Genomic DNA, 13,930 nt, shown 5'->3' with positions numbered 1-13,930 from the left:
CCAACAGCCGCAGCCGCACCACCGGCCTCAGCGTTCGGCGAAACCGTCGAACCCGCCCTTGGCGGCGGTCCAGCGTTCAACTACCTGATCCACTCGTCCGGGTGAGGTTCCCGAGCGCAGCGCGGCCAGCAACTGCGCACAGTGGTCCCGGCTACCCTCCGCGACGACCTCAACACGGCCGTCCGGGAGGTTCCGGGCGAATCCGGTCAACCCGAGTTCCAGCGCCCGGCTCCGGGTCCACCAGCGAAAACCGACTCCCTGCACCTGCCCGTGCACCCAGGCGGCCAGCCGGACGGGCGATTCCTGCTCGTTCACCGGCCCCATCCTGCCGCACACCCCCGGCTGCGGACGGTGACGGCCCTGTCCCTCGGCCGCGCGAACGGGTCCTGAGCAGTGATAATCTCCCGGCTGGCATCCGGGGCCGGAGCCCCGCTCCCCCGTGCCGCCCCTCGACTTGAGCGTTGACCCTTCTAAGGAGCCTGCATGTCCCGTCCCGACGGGCCTGAACCAAGCTCAGCGTCGCCCGAGATCGCGGTGAGCGCTGCCCCGACCGCTCCGCCGAAGAGCGCGAAGCTCAGCCGTTCCGGCTACGCGATCCTGGGCGTCAGCGGCCTCGTGGTCGCCACCGCTTTCGCCGCGGTCGCCGAACTGGCCGGCCCCGGCTCGGTCACCGACACCGCGACGCACACCACCGGCGGCGGCCAGGGCGGCCTGCAGGACAGCTCGCAGGTCGTCGTGCCGGGCAACGCCGTCCCCGGCGCCCCGATGACCGTCCCCGGCTCGCCGACCCCCGGCCAGACCGCCCCGCCGACCCCGACCACGGTGGTCGCCGTCGGCCCGGACGGAAAGCCGACGACGAGCGTCATCACGCCCCCGCCGAACGCGGGCCAGCCCGGCGGCCAGCCAGGCGGCGGGCAGCCGGTGCCGGGCGGAACCACGTCGGAACGCAGCGACCCGCCGCCCACCAAACCCGGCGGCGGAACCACGACCCCGCCTTCGTCGCACACGGTGAACCCGCCGACGTCGACCACGTCCGACCCGGTGAGCACCCCGCCGTCCGACAGCTCGACGCCGAAACCCCCGGGCAGCAGCTCCACCGGCGGCCAGCCGTCGTCCACGCCGAGCCAGTCCACTTCGGACACCAACCCGACGAGTTCCACCAGCCGCTGAATGTCCGTGAGGGGAACCCGTTTCTTTCTACGCCGCAAGGCCCTTATCTCTCGCAGATGAGGGCCTTGCGCCTTGTCTGTCCGATTAAGACATAGTCAGGCGGTGCCGGGCATACTGCTGTGCAGCGGTAGCGAGCCTGGTAGCGCCGGGGAACGGCCCTGTCACGGCCCGATATCCCCACAATCCCGCTACATAGCAAGCAAACGCAGTGACCGCCTTGTCCGTTCGAGCGGACCACGACGGCATCTTCGCGGCCCACTCTTCGGCTTGGCCGGGCTCGTGGCCCGCCGCGATGAGCCGTACGACCAAGAAGGCCGCATCGACCCACGCCGCGCCCGAAGCAGGCCTGCCCCAATCGATCACGCGCACCGACGACGAGTCGTCATCGATCATGAACTGATGCTCGTGGAGATCGGTGTGGAGCAGCGCAGTCCCTTCGACCAGGCTGGGGGTTTCGCGGCACCAGCCGGTCAACTCGTCGATGTCGAAATCCGCGACCGTGTCAGGGGCCTCGGCCGAGAGTTTGGCCCACCAGTCGGTCGGTGCCCAGCGCTTGCTGAGTGGCTGTGCTGTGCCACCGGGAAGCCCGTTGATCCTGGCGACTGCCTTGGCGACGGTCGCCAAGTCCGCAGCGCCCGGCGACAGGTCGGCCGGACGACCGTTGACGTGCTCAAACCCGACGACGAACCAGGGCGCGTCCGCGTCGATGTCTTCGCTGAATCGGGTTTCCGGGGCTAAGCCAGGAGCGAGATTCCAAGCCTCGGACTCGTTTCGGAGCCAGCGCATCCGCGGGCTGATTCCGCGAACGCCTTTCAAAAAGACATCCCCCTGCTCACCGCGCAGTACAAGAGCGACGTTGCAGTTCTGCCCGTGTTCGATCTCTCGGACGACGGTGACCGGGCCAAGGTGTGACTGGATCGCGGTCCGGACCGTGTCCGGCAGGTCGCTCCAGGCGAATCGCTCCCTCACGCGGGGACCGTACCAGCGCGTGCTTGGTAGTGGTGGCATCCAGTGTCACCACCTGAATGCGTACATCCTTCCCTGCACTGGTTGCACTTCGCCGACGCGATCCACAGCGCGAGATCAACGGCGTACCCGGCTTTGCGCAAGGCTTTCACGGTTACGTTCATCGAAGCCTCGGGAGCCCGCGTGATCGGGATGGCTCCGGTGTCGGCGGGCTCGTGGTGGATGAACCGGCCCGCTATCCGCTCGCAGAACGCGGAGTACTCACGCGTGTAGAGGATGAACGTGTGCCACCCGATGTCGACGGCCTCGCTCGGCGACAGCGGCTCAGATGCTCCCGAACAAGCCCCGAGATAGGCGAGCGCCTGGTCCATGATCCGCGCGGCGTACTCGCGCCGCATGGAGTGTTCCTTGCAGATCCGGTCCACGAGGCGATTGAACAGTTCCTCAGCGACCAAGCCCTGCCCGGTGAGTTCTTCAACGGCGATAGTCATTCAGGTAGCCTGGGCGTCACACGCCGTGATGGGAACAGAGCTGCGGTTTACCAGGGTTTGCAAACGTGGCGGGCGGTCATGGTCGAGCTGGGGCAGCGGTTGCGGGCGGCACGTGAAGCCGCCGATCTCAGCCTGGCCGCGATGGCCGTCAAAACCCACTACACCAAGCCGTACTTGAGCCTTCTGGAGAACGGCAAGCGGACCGTGCGGCCAGAACACGTGACGGCGTACTCGCGCGCGCTCAACGTTTCAGCGGACGCGCTCTACGGCCCGCCGCAAGACCCCCTTCGGGTGGCACACGAATGGCTGGTGACGGACACCCCGGCGGCTGTCCACCGGGCGTCCGGGCGACGGGTCGGCGAAAGCCTGACCTCCGAGATCGAGCGACGGGTGATCGACCTCCGGTCCCTGGACGACACCGTCGGAGGAGGGGATCTCCTGCCGATCGTGCACCGGGAATTAGCGGACACAACGGAGATCGTGAGATCCGGGAGCTATTCCGAGGACATCGGCACAAGGCTCCTGACCGCGGTTGCCGAACTCTCTCAGCTTGTCGGCTGGGTCGCCAGCGACGCAGGACACTGCCAAGAAGCGCAGCGGGTGTACCTCAGCGGTGTCTCGGCCGCGCGAGACGCACATGACCAGGCGCTTGCTGGCCAGTTGCTTTCCTCGCTCGCGTATCAGATGACAAACGTGGGCAATCCGGTCGATGCGGCCCTGCTCGCGAAGACTGCCGTCAAGGGTGCAGAGCACGCGACGCCCGTTGCCCGGGCATTGCTGCTAGAACGCGTGGCCTGGGCGTACGCCAGGTCTCGCGACTCCGGAGCTGCGCGGAGAGCCTTGGCTGCCGTGGACGACGCCTATGAAGCGCGGTCTTCCGGAATCAAGGAGCCGGAATGGGTGTACTGGCTCAACCGTGACGAGATCGACGTCATGGCCGGTCGCTGCTTCATCGAAATCGGACAGCCCGCGGCAGCCGCGCCGTTGCTCACCCGGGCTATCGACAGATACGAAACCAGTCACGCGCGTGAAATCGCCCTGTATCAAACCTGGCTGGCCGAGTCCTTCGCCCGTGCGGGCGAGCTAGACGCCGCACGGGCCGTCATCGAGGAAGCCCGAGTCTCTTCGGCCGGAATAAACTCCCTCCGGCTCACCCGACGCGTCGAAGAGATCGAGCAGCTCATCCGTTAAGGAACGGCTTTCCGGCCAGAGGTCAGATCTCGAACCGGTATCCCATCCCGGGTTCAGTGAGCAGATGCCGCGGCCGGGAAGGCTCCGGCTCCAGCTTCCGCCGCAACTGGGCCAGATACACGCGCAGGTAATGGGATTCCGTCTCATACGACGGCCCCCACACCTCGTGCAAAAGCTGTTTCTGCGCCACCAGCCTCCCGCGGTTGCGCACCAGCAGTTCCAGCACGCCCCATTCGGTTTTCGTCAGGTGCACCTCGCGGCCCTCGCGCAGCACCTTCTTCGCCGCCAGGTCGATCGTGAACGATCCGGTGTCCACCACGGCTTCCGCGCCGTCCGCGCCCGCTACCGACGACCGGCGCACCGCGGCCCGCAGCCGGGCCAGCAGTTCGTCCATTCCGAACGGTTTGGTGACGTAATCGTCCGCGCCCGCGTCGAGGGCCTGGACCTTGTCCGCCGAATCGCCGCGCGCGGAGAGCACGATGATCGGCACCGTCGTCCAGCCGCGCAGGCCCGCGATCACCTCGGTGCCGTCGAGGTCGGGCAGGCCGAGGTCGAGGACCACCACGTCGGGTTTCGTCTCGGCGACCGCTTTCAGCGCGGCGGTGCCGTCGTGTGCGGTGATCACCTTGTACCCGCGTGCGTTGAGGTTGATCCGCAGCGCCCGCACGATCTGCGGTTCATCGTCGACGACCAGCACCGTCGCCGTTTGGTCGGCAGTCATCGCGCCGCGCCCTCCTCCGCCGATTCGGCTTCCACGAGTTCCCGTCCGGTACAGGCCGGCAGCGAGATCACCACCGTCAATCCTCCGCCAGGAGTGTCCTCGGCGCGAACGGTACCGCCCATCGCCTCGGTGAACCCCTTCGCGACCGACAAGCCGAGCCCGACGCCCGGCGTCGAGTCCCGGTCTCCGCCCAATCGCTGGAACGGCGCGAAGGCGGACTCCGCCGCACCCTTCCGCAAGCCCTTGCCGTGGTCGACGATCCGCAGTTCCACGAACTCCCCGTGCGCGCTCGCCCGGGCCGAGACGTCGCCGCCGCCGTGCCGGATAGCGTTGTCCAGCACGTTCGCGATCACCCGTTCCAGCAGGCCGGGATCCGCTTGCACCGAAGGCAGCCGCGCGTCCACCGACACGCGCACGTTCTGCGTATTGTCTACATTGGACAGAGCGTGCGCGACCACCTCGTCGTAGCCGACCGGCCGCAGATGCGGGGTGACCGCCCCGGTCGCCAGACGCGAGGAGTCGAGCAGGTTGTCGATCAGCCCGGCGAGCCGGTCCGCCGAAAGCTCCACGGCTTCCATCAGTTCCTCAGTGTCCTCATCGGACAGAGAAAGATCCGGAGCACGAAGGCTCCCGATCGCCGCTTTGATGGACGTCAGCGGCGTCCGCAGGTCGTGGCCGACCGCGGACAGCAGCGTCGTGCGCAGCTCAGTCGCCTCGGCCTTCCGCTCCGCGGCCGCCGCAGCCGCCGCCATCCGCTGTTGCCGCAAGGCGAGCAACGCTTGTCCCGCAACGGCTTCGAGCACTCGGCGATCCGCTGCGGGCAATGTGCGACCGCGCAGCGTCAGGTGCACGTCGGCGGTCACCGCGATGTCCACATCGGCCTCGTCCGGATCAGCACACGGTTCGCCGCCCGAAAGAGCGACTTTGTCCCACTTGCCGTTGCGCTTTTCCAGCAGCGTCACGGAAGTGAGGCCGAAGTTCTCCCGCACCTTCTCCAGCAACCGCTCGATCGGATTCGGGTTGGTCAGCACGGTCCGCGCGTACGACGCCAGCAACGACGCCTCCGTCCGCGCTCGCGCCGCCGCCACGCCCCGCCGGGCAGCGGAGGCAACGACCAGCGCCACCATCACCGCCACCACGATCATCGCGATCAGCGTCACGACGTTCTGCGGACTGTGCACATTCAGCGTGTACAGCGGCGGCGTGAAGAAGAAGTTCAACAGCCCCGCGCCGAAGATCGCAGCCACCAAAGCCGGGCCGAGTCCGCCCACCAACGCGACGATGACGGTGGCCAGCACGTAGAGGATCACGTCAGTGGAGAACTCGACCGCGTCGCGCAGCAGCACGCCGAGACCAGTCGCGGCGACCGGCAGCAGAATGCTCAGCACCCAGCCCATCACGAGCCTCGACGGCGCCAGCGGGCTCGCGCCCAGCCGCGCCCGCAGCCGTCCGCCAGCGTAGGAGTGCGTGACCATGTGCACGTCGATCGGCCCGGACTGCTGGATCACCGTCGCTCCGATGCCCTCGTCGAAGAGCCGGGCGACCCGGGACCGCCGCGAGGTCCCGATCACCAGCTGAGTCGCGTTGACCCCGCGCGCGAAATCGAGCAGCGCCGTCGGCACGTCGTCGCCCACCACGGCGTGGAAGGTCGCGCCGACCTCCTCGGCCAGCGTGCGGCAGCGGGCCATCGCGGTCGGCCCGAGCCCGGCGAGACCGTCGCCGCGCAGGATGTGCACGACCTGCAGTTCCGCGCCCGCCCGGTTGGCGATCCGGCTGGCCCGCCGGATCAGCGTCTCGCTTTCCGGTCCGCCGGTGATCGACACGACCACTCGTTCGCGGGTTTCCCACGTATCGGTGATCTTCTGTTCGGCGCGGTACCGCTGCAGCGCGACGTCGACCTGGTCGGCCACCCACAACAGCGCCAGCTCGCGCAGCGCGGTGAGGTTGCCGGGCCGGAAGTAGTTGCCCAGCGCGGCGTCGATGCGTTCGGCCGGGTAGACGTTGCCGTGCGCGAGCCGCCGCCGCAGCGCCTCCGGGGTGATGTCCACCAGCTCCAACTGCTCCGCGCGCCGCACGACCTCGTCCGGCACGGTTTCCTGCTGGGTGACGCCGGTGATCCGCTCCACGACGTCGTTGAGGCTCTGCAAATGCTGCACGTTGACCGTGGACAGCACGTCGATGCCCGCTTCGAGCAGCTCGTCGATGTCCTGCCAGCGTTTCTCGTGCCGCCCGCCGGGCACGTTCGTGTGCGCCAGCTCGTCCACGACGACGACCTCGGGCGCGCGGGCGAGCACCGCGTCGAGATCCATTTCGGCGAACTCGTGCCCGCGGTGGCGGACCGTGCGCCGCGGCACGACCTCCAGCCCGTCGAGCAGGTCGGCGGTCTTCTTGCGGCCGTGCGTTTCGACCAGGCCGACGACCACGTCGGTGCCGCGGTCGAGGCGGCGGCGCGCTTCGCCGAGCATCGCGAAGGTCTTGCCGACGCCCGGAGCCGCGCCGAGGTAGATCCGCAGTTCGCCTCGGCGCGGCTTCGGGGGTGTGTCAGGTGTGCTCACTGTGTCAGTGTGCGCCAGGAGCGGCCGAACGCACCGCAAGGTTGAGCCGGAGCACATTCACGCCCGGCACGCCGATCCCGTTGCCGGTGGTGTTGTCCGCGACCAGCTGCCGCACCTTCTCCTCGCTCAGCCCGGTGTTGCGGGCCACGCGAAGCACCTGCAGATCGGCGTAGGCGACGCTGATCGCCGGGTCGAGGCCCGAGCCCGAGGCGGTCACCGCGTCCGCGGGCACCTCCGCCGGGGTGACGCCCTCGCGCTGGGCGATCATGCTCCGCCGCTGCGCGACGGCCTTCGTCAGATCCTCGTTGTACGGCCCCTTGTTGGACGGACCCGACGTCGACGGGTCGCCCGGCCCGAGCACGTCCTTCGAGCTGGCGGAGGGCCGGTTGTGGAACCACGGGTCGTGCGCCGGATCGGCGGGCGCCGGGTCGATGCCGATCAGCGACGAGCCGGCGGCCTGGCCGTTCTGCGTCACCACCGAGCCTTCGGCGTGCCCCTGGAGGCCGGGGATGCGGGACACCGCCCACACGCCCAGCGGGTAGACGACGCCGAGCAGCACGGTCATCGCGATGAGCAGGCGCAGGCCCGCCCAGGTCTGCTTGAGCAAGACGTTCATGTCAGCCAATCCCTGGAATGTGGCGCACGATCAGGTCGATCACCCAGATCCCGAGGAACGGGCTGACGATCCCGCCGAGGCCGTAGACGAGCAGGTTGCGGCGCAGCAGCGCGGACGCCGACGACGGCCGGTACCGCACACCGCGCAGGGCGAGCGGGATCAGCGCGACGATGATCAGCGCGTTGAAGATCACCGCGGAGAGGATCGCCGACTTCGGCGTCGCCAGGTGCATGATGTTGAGCGCGCCGAGCTGGGCGAAGATGCTGGTGAACATCGCCGGCAGGATGGCGAAGTACTTCGCCAGGTCGTTCGCCACGCTGAACGTGGTGAGCGCGCCGCGGGTGATCAGCAGCTGCTTGCCGATGCCGACGATCTCGATCAGCTTCGTCGGGTTCGAGTCGAGGTCGACCATGTTCCCGGCTTCCTTGGCCGCCATGGTCCCGGTGTTCATCGCCACGCCGACGTCGGACTGCGCGAGCGCGGGCGCGTCGTTCGTGCCGTCGCCGGTCATCGCGACGAGCCGGCCGCCCTCCTGCTCCTTCTTGATGAGCGCCATCTTGTCCTCGGGCTTGGCCTCGGCGAGATAGTCGTCGACGCCCGCGTCCTCGGCGATGGCCTTCGCGGTGAGCGGGTTGTCCCCGGTGATCATCACCGTCTTGATGCCCATCGAGCGCAGTTCCTCGAAGCGCTCCTTCATGCCCGGCTTCACCACGTCCGACAGCCGGATCACGCCGCGCACGAAAGCCGTGCCGCCTGCCGCTTCCGCGACCACCAGCGGGGTCCCGCCCTGCTGGCTGATCTCGTCCACGACGCGTTCGGTCTCGTCCGGCACGTCCCCGCCGCGGTCGCGGACCCATTGCCGCACCGCCGAAGTCGCGCCCTTGCGGACCTCGCGACCGTCGAGGTCGACACCGCTCATCCGCGTCTGCGCGGTGAACGGAACGAACTCGGCGAGCTTCTCGCTCTCGTCCGCCGCGCCGGGCAGCCCGTGCTGCTCGGCGACCAGCTCGACGATGCTGCGGCCTTCCGGCGTGCCGTCGGCGAGGCTGGACAGCCGGGCCGCGCGGGCCAGGTCGTCCACAGTGGACTTGCCGACCGGGATCAGCTCGGTCGCGCGCCGGTTGCCGAAGGTGATCGTGCCGGTCTTGTCCAGCAGCAGCGTCGACACGTCTCCGGCGGCTTCGACCGCCCGGCCGGACGTGGCGAGGACGTTGCGCTGCACCAGCCGGTCCATCCCGGCGATGCCGATCGCGCTCAGCAGCGCGCCGATCGTCGTCGGGATCAGGCACACCAGCAGCGCGGTCAGCACGATCACCGACTGCTCGCTGCCGGAGTAGGCCGCCATCGGCTGCAGCGCCACGACGGCGAGCAGGAAGATGATGGTCAGCGTCGACAGCAGGATGGTCAGCGCGATCTCGTTCGGCGTCTTCTGCCGGGAAGCGCCTTCCACCAACGCGATCATCCGATCCACAAAGGACTCGCCGGGCTTCGTGCTGATCCGCACGACGATCCGGTCGCTCAGCACCGTCGTGCCGCCAGTGACCGCACTGCGGTCGCCGCCGGACTCACGGATCACCGGAGCCGACTCGCCGGTGATGGCCGATTCGTCGACCGTGGCAATGCCTTCGACGACGTCGCCGTCACCGGGGATCACCTCGCCGGCCTCGACCACCACACGGTCGCCGACGCGCAGGTCCACCCCAGGCACCTGCTCTTCGGAACCGTCCTCGGTGAGCCGCCGCGCGACGGTCTCTTTTTTGGTCCGCCGCAACGTTTCCGCCTGCGCCTTGCCGCGCCCCTCGGCGACGGCCTCGGCCAGGTTCGCGAACACGACGGTGAACCACAGCCACACCGCGATGAGGATGGAGAACACGCTCGGGTCGGTGATGGCGAAGACGGTGGTCAGGACCGAACCGGCCCACACCACGAACATCACCGGGTTTTTGAGCTGGTGGCGCGGGTTCAGCTTGCGCAGCGCGTCCGGCATGGACGCCCACAGCTGCTTCGGGTTGAAGACCCCCGCTCCGACGCGTCCGGCGTTCTCGACGTGGTGCTGCGTCTCCTCTTCCGGAGTCCGCTCTTGGGTGATGGTCATGCCAATGCCTCTGCAATCGGCCCCAGCGCGAGCGCCGGGATGAACGTGAGGGCCGCGACGAGGACGACGGTGCCGGTCAGCAACGTCCCGAACAGCGGCCCGGTGGTGGGCAGCGTGCCCGAGGTTTCGGGGACTTTCTTCTGCGCGGCGAGGGAACCCGCCAGGCAGAGCACCGCGACGATGGGCACGAACCGGCCGATCAGCATGGCCACCGAAAGCGACGCCTGGAACCAGTCGCTGGTCGCGGTGAGACCGCCGAACGCACTGCCGTTGTTGTTGCCCGCGGACGCGTAGCCGTAAAGGACTTCCGACAGCCCGTGCGGCCCCGAGTTGCCGAGCGCGTCCCGCGTGGCCGGGATCATCAGTGCGATGCCGGAGCCGAGCAGGACGACGGTGGGCATCGCGAGCATCGCGATCGCCGCGCAGGTCACCTCGCGCTTGCCGAGCTTCTTGCCCAGGTACTCCGGCGTGCGGCCGACCATCAGGCCCGCCAGGAACATCGCGATCACGGCCATCACGAGAATGCCGTACATCCCGGTGCCGACGCCGCCCGGCGAAATCTCGCCGAAGAGCATGTTCAGCATCGTGCCCCCGCCGCCGAGCCCGGACAGGCTGTCGTGCGCGCCGTTGACCGCGCCGGTCGAGGTGCCGGTGGTGGTGTCCGCGAACAGCGAGGTGCCGCCGATTCCGAACCGCTGTTCCTTGCCTTCGAGATTCGCCCCCGCGGCCAGTGCCGACGGGCTGTTCGTGCGCGCCTCGGACGTCCAGATCACCGCGAGCATCGCCGCCCACAGACCGGCCATCACCGACAGCAGGACGTAGCCCTGCTTGCGGTTGCCGACCAGCTGCCCGAAGGCGCGGGTCAGGCTGACCGGGATCACGAGGATCAGGAACATCTCGATGACGTTGGTCCAGACGTTCGGGTTCTCGAACGGGTGCGCGGAGTTGGCGTTGAAGATGCCGCCGCCGTTCGTGCCGAGTTCCTTGATCGCTTCCTGGCTCGCCGCCGGGGCCAGCGCGATAGTGCTGGTGCTGCCGTCCGGGTTCGTCACCGCGACGCCGGAACGGAGGCTCTGCACCACGCCGAGCGCCACGAGGACGAGCGCGAAGAGGAACGCCATCGGCAGCAGCACGCGGATCGTGCCGCGGGTCAGGTCGACCCAGAAGTTGCCGAGCCGGTCGGTGCGCGAGCGGATGAACCCGCGCGTGACCGCGATGGCCACGGCGAGCCCGACGCCCGCGGACAGGAAGTTCTGCACGGTGAGCCCGGCCATCTGGACGAAGTGGCCCATGGTCGACTCGGGCGTGTAGGACTGCCAGTTCGTGTTGGTCACGAAGGAGACCGCGGTGTTGAACGCGACGGCGGGCGACACCGGCCCGCGGCCGAAGTTCCACGGCAGGATCGACTGCAGGCGCTGCAGCAGATACAACAGGATCACCGAAACGAACGAGAAGCCGAGCACGCCGGAGGCGTAGGTCTTCCAGTGCTGTTCGGTGTCCGGGTCGACCCGGACGACCTTGTACAGGGCCTTCTCGACCCGCAGGTGCTTCTCGGTGGAGAAGACGCGGGCGAGGTAGTCGCCGAGGGGTTTGTAGACCACCGCGAGGGCGACCAGGAGCACGCCGGCTTGCAGGAAGCCGGCCGCGACGTCACTCATCTCAGAATTTCTCCGGCCTCACGAGGGCGACGAACAGGTAGCCGAGGAGGCCAAGCGCCAGCAGCCCGCCGACGATGTTGGCCACGGTGCCCGCGCCGCTCACAGCTTCTCCAGCCCGCGCAGGACACCGGCGAGCACCACGAAAACGCCGATGAGCAATAGGGCGTACAGCAAATCCGCCACGAGGCACCTCTCAGGAAGGGTCACCCGGCACGGGGTGACCGTCGGTCGAGTGCCACTGTGCGGCCGTCGCGGAGCGTGAGCACCCGCGTCTGACGCCTCCTTGACGCCGCGACCTGGGGGCGTTTACGCGATCTTGACGGCCGGTGACCCGGGCCACTACGTCAAGCGCCATCTGGGCGACCGAGGGCGGGTGACGGTCCGTAGTTGGTGGGTGACTTGCGGCACAGCTGGTAGCGGATCAAGGACAGAGAGTGCAATTCGGGCAGACAAGCGCCGGGGTCCGTGTTACACCTGTGTAACCGATAGTTGTATCAACTAACTAACTAGGTTCAGGGAGGGCTCGTATGTGCGGAATCGCGGGCTGGGTTTCCTACGACACCGATCTCACGCAGCAGCAGGAGATCGCGGACGCGATGACCGAGACCATGGCCTGCCGAGGACCCGACGACCGCGGAACCTGGGTCCGTCGTTCAGTCGCTCTCGGCCACCGCCGGCTCGCCATCATCGACCTGCCGGGCGGCCGCCAGCCGATGAGCGTCAAGACCCCGAACGGCGAAGTCGCGATGGTCTACAGCGGCGAGGCGTACAACTTCTCCGAACTCCGTGAAGAACTCACCAAACTCGGCCACCGCTGGGAGACCGACAGCGACACCGAGGTGGTGCTGCACGGCTACCTGCAGTGGGGCACCGAGGTCGTGGACCACCTCAACGGCATGTACGCGTTCGCGATCTGGGACGAGCGCGACCAGAAGCTCGTGATGATCCGCGACCGGATGGGCATCAAGCCGTTCTACTACTACCCCACCCGCGACGGCGTCCTGTTCGGTTCCGAGCCGAAGGCGATCCTGGCGAACCCGTTGGCGCGCAAGGTGGTCGACAGCGACGGTCTGCGCGAGCTGATGGGCTTCACGAAGCGCCCGGGCTGGTCGCTGTGGAAGGGCATGTACGAGGTCGACCCGGCCACCGTCGTGACCGTGACCCGCGAGGGCATCAACACGCGCACGTACTGGAAGCTCGACGCGAAACAGCACACCGACGACCAGGAAACGACGGTCGCGCGCGTGCGCGAGCTGATGACCGACATCGTCCACCGGCAGCTGATCGCCGACGTGCCGCGCTGCGTGCTGCTTTCCGGCGGCCTCGACTCGAGCGCCGTCACCGGCCTCGCCGCCGCCCGGCTGTCCGAGGAAGGCGAGCAGCTGCGCACCTTCTCGGTCGACTTTTTCGGGCAGGAGGAGAACTTCCAGCCCGACGAAATGCGCGACACCCCCGACTCGCCCTACATCCGCGACGTCGCCAAGCTCGTCGGCTCCGCGCACCAGGACGTGATGCTGAACCCGGCGGACCTGAGCGACCCCGAGGTACGCCGCGCGGTGGTGCGCGCCCGCGACATCCCGTCCGGGCTCGGCGACATGGACACGTCGCTGTACTTGCTGTTCAAGGCGATCCGCGGGGAATCGACGGTCGCGCTGTCCGGCGAATCGGCCGACGAGGTGTTCGGCGGGTACCGCTGGTTCCACGACGAGACGGCGGTGAAGGCGGACACCTTCCCGTGGCTGGCGTTCCGCAACAGCCTGATGGAGAACCGCGGTTCGCTGCTCGAACCGGGCGTGGCCGCGAAGCTCGACCTGGATTCCTACATCGCCGACCAGTACCGGACCGCGGTGTCGCAAGTGGACCTGCTGGACGGCGAATCCGAGCGGGAGTCGCGGATGCGGGTCATCTGCAACCTGCACCTGACCCGCTTCGTGCGGCAGCTGCTCGACCGCAAGGACCGGATGTCGATGGCGGTGGGCCTCGAGGTGCGCGTGCCGTTCTGCGACCACCGGCTCGTGGAGTACGTCTACAACACGCCGTGGTCGCTGAAAACCTTTGACGACCGGGAAAAGAGCCTCTTGCGGCACGCGACGAAGCACGTGCTGCCCGCGTCGGTGCGGGACCGGGTGAAAAGCCCATATCCGTCCACTCAGGACCCGGGGTACGCGATCGCGCTGCAGGAGCAGATCAAGGAAGTACTGGCGCAGAAGGACAATCCGGTGCTGCAGCTGGTCGGCCGGGACTGGCTGCGGGAGTCGGCGGAGACGGATCCGGCGGCGATCAGCCAGGCGCAGCGGGTCGGCATGGACCGGGCGCTGGACCTGCACCACTGGTTCGACATGTATTCCCCGGAGCTGGAGCTCAACTGAGCACAGCCGCGGGGGGGGGGGGGGGGGGGGGGGGGGGGGGGGGGGGGGGAGGGGGCGGGGGGGGGGGGGGGTTTTTTTTTTGCCCTTCCCCTTCTCCC

Annotated in this window: 12 protein-coding genes; 3 read left to right on the top strand and 9 right to left on the bottom strand. The window is 68.3% G+C overall.

Going from position 1 to position 13,930, the window contains the following annotated elements:
• Positions 1 to 27: 27 nt before the first annotated feature.
• Positions 28 to 324 carry an acylphosphatase gene (locus ACZ63D_RS27905; RefSeq protein WP_465357313.1) on the bottom strand — a complete coding sequence of 99 codons (297 nt, stop codon included), beginning with the start codon at positions 322 to 324 and terminating at the stop codon, positions 28 to 30.
• A gap of 159 nt (positions 325 to 483) precedes the next feature.
• Between ACZ63D_RS27905 and ACZ63D_RS27900 the strand changes: the two genes are divergently transcribed.
• Positions 484 to 1,170, top strand: a complete 687-nt coding sequence (locus ACZ63D_RS27900; RefSeq protein ID WP_465357312.1) for a hypothetical protein — start codon at positions 484 to 486, stop codon at positions 1,168 to 1,170.
• An 84-nt stretch (positions 1,171 to 1,254) separates the two neighbouring features.
• On the opposite strand, the gene ACZ63D_RS27895 is transcribed toward ACZ63D_RS27900, so the two are convergent.
• A complete protein-coding gene (locus tag ACZ63D_RS27895; protein WP_465357311.1) occupies positions 1,255 to 2,139 on the bottom strand; it encodes a phosphotransferase in 885 nt (294 codons plus the stop codon).
• Positions 2,136 to 2,627 (bottom strand): glycine-rich domain-containing protein, encoded by a 492-nt coding sequence (locus ACZ63D_RS27890; protein ID WP_465357310.1) that lies wholly within the window; start codon positions 2,625 to 2,627, stop codon positions 2,136 to 2,138. Before ACZ63D_RS27890 ends, ACZ63D_RS27895 begins: the two co-directional genes overlap by 4 nt.
• Positions 2,628 to 2,705: 78 nt before the next feature.
• On the opposite strand from ACZ63D_RS27890, the gene ACZ63D_RS27885 reads away from it, so the two are divergent.
• Positions 2,706 to 3,818 (top strand): helix-turn-helix domain-containing protein, encoded by a 1,113-nt coding sequence (locus ACZ63D_RS27885; RefSeq protein WP_465357309.1) that lies wholly within the window; start codon positions 2,706 to 2,708, stop codon positions 3,816 to 3,818.
• 22 nt (positions 3,819 to 3,840) lie between these two features.
• Here ACZ63D_RS27885 and ACZ63D_RS27880 read toward each other — a convergent pair whose 3' ends face one another.
• From ACZ63D_RS27880 to kdpF, 6 genes are read right to left on the bottom strand one after another with little or no spacing between them, the layout of a single operon-like run.
• Positions 3,841 to 4,539: a response regulator gene (locus tag ACZ63D_RS27880; protein ID WP_465357308.1), complete on the bottom strand. Its 699-nt coding sequence runs from the start codon at positions 4,537 to 4,539 to the stop codon at positions 3,841 to 3,843.
• Positions 4,536 to 7,094 (bottom strand): DUF4118 domain-containing protein, encoded by a 2,559-nt coding sequence (locus ACZ63D_RS27875; protein ID WP_465357307.1) that lies wholly within the window; start codon positions 7,092 to 7,094, stop codon positions 4,536 to 4,538. The genes ACZ63D_RS27880 and ACZ63D_RS27875 overlap by 4 nt, the downstream gene beginning before the upstream one ends.
• 4 nt (positions 7,095 to 7,098) lie before the next feature.
• On the bottom strand, positions 7,099 to 7,710 hold the full coding sequence (locus ACZ63D_RS27870) for a potassium-transporting ATPase subunit C (RefSeq protein WP_465357306.1): 612 nt from the start codon (positions 7,708 to 7,710) through the stop codon (positions 7,099 to 7,101).
• Between the two features lies 1 nt (position 7,711).
• Positions 7,712 to 9,805, bottom strand: a complete 2,094-nt coding sequence (kdpB, locus tag ACZ63D_RS27865; protein WP_465357305.1) for a potassium-transporting ATPase subunit KdpB — start codon at positions 9,803 to 9,805, stop codon at positions 7,712 to 7,714.
• The gene (gene kdpA, locus ACZ63D_RS27860; protein ID WP_465357304.1) at positions 9,802 to 11,463 is read right to left on the bottom strand and encodes a potassium-transporting ATPase subunit KdpA; all 1,662 of its coding nucleotides are present in this window, start codon (positions 11,461 to 11,463) and stop codon (positions 9,802 to 9,804) included. The genes kdpB and kdpA overlap by 4 nt, the downstream gene beginning before the upstream one ends.
• A gap of 1 nt (position 11,464) precedes the next feature.
• Positions 11,465 to 11,566 (bottom strand): K(+)-transporting ATPase subunit F, encoded by a 102-nt coding sequence (gene kdpF, locus ACZ63D_RS27855; protein WP_037358287.1) that lies wholly within the window; start codon positions 11,564 to 11,566, stop codon positions 11,465 to 11,467.
• A 424-nt stretch (positions 11,567 to 11,990) separates the two neighbouring features.
• On the opposite strand from kdpF, the gene asnB reads away from it, so the two are divergent.
• Positions 11,991 to 13,832: an asparagine synthase (glutamine-hydrolyzing) gene (gene asnB / locus ACZ63D_RS27850; protein WP_465357303.1), complete on the top strand. Its 1,842-nt coding sequence runs from the start codon at positions 11,991 to 11,993 to the stop codon at positions 13,830 to 13,832.
• Positions 13,833 to 13,930: the final 98 nt, after the last annotated feature.

The sequence above is a fragment of the Amycolatopsis sp. NPDC104775 genome, from assembly GCF_055583325.1.
The sequence above is the reverse complement of the archived record's forward strand: the minus strand, read 5'-3'. Positions and strand labels throughout refer to the sequence as shown.